The sequence below is a fragment of the Streptomyces sp. 13-12-16 genome (assembly GCF_002114215.1).
In the GTDB taxonomy this organism is placed as follows: domain Bacteria; phylum Actinomycetota; class Actinomycetes; order Streptomycetales; family Streptomycetaceae; genus Streptomyces.
The window spans coordinates 1-667 of sequence record NZ_NCTE01000898.1 but is presented as its reverse complement, the minus strand read 5'-3'; the positions used below and the strand labels follow the sequence as shown (position 1 = coordinate 667).

Here is a 667-nt window from a genome sequence, read left to right as displayed (position 1 = left end):
GGGCCCCGCCGCATGCCCGCCCCCCTGACCGCCCCGGCCACCACCGACCGCCCCGCCCCCGCGCCCCGGCAGCTGCGCTGGCTGTACCGGCTGCACCGCCCGGCCCTCCTCACCGGCGCGGCGACCGTGCTGCTGCTCGGCGCGGCCCTGCTCTGGCTCGGCGGCCCGCTCACCGACGCCTCGGCGGCGGCCTGGAAGCAGTACAACGCCTGCGGCTTCACCCCGACGTGCAGCTACGACCAGGACTCGATCCTGCTCTACAAGGACGTCTACAACTACACGACCTTCGCCGTCCTCGCCGTGCCGTTCCTGGTCGCCGCCTGGGCCGGCGGCTCGCTGACCGGCCGCGAGATGGAGTCCGGCACGGTCCGCCTCGCCTGGACCCAGAGTGTCCCCCCGGCCCGCTGGCTGGCCTCCCGGCTCGCCTTCCCGGCCGTACTGACCCTCGCGGCGACCGGGCTGCTCGCCTGGCTGCACCGCCTGGCCTGGACCGCGGCCGACGGCCGCGTCGACACCGCCCTGTCGTGGGACCACTTCCCCACGTTCTACGCCAACGGCACCGTCCCGGTGGCCCTGGCCCTCGCCGGGCTGGCCGCGGGCGTCCTCGCGGGACTGCTGCTGCGCCGCGCCATGGCCGCGCTCGCCGTGGCCGCCGTCGCGCTCGGGG

The 667-nt window shown here is 77.1% G+C and carries 1 pseudogene; it reads left to right on the top strand.

The window, feature by feature from the left end:
* Window positions 1-12: 12 nt before the first annotated feature.
* A pseudogene (locus B7767_RS31500) lies at window positions 13-667 on the top strand (ABC transporter permease); the annotation flags it as partial.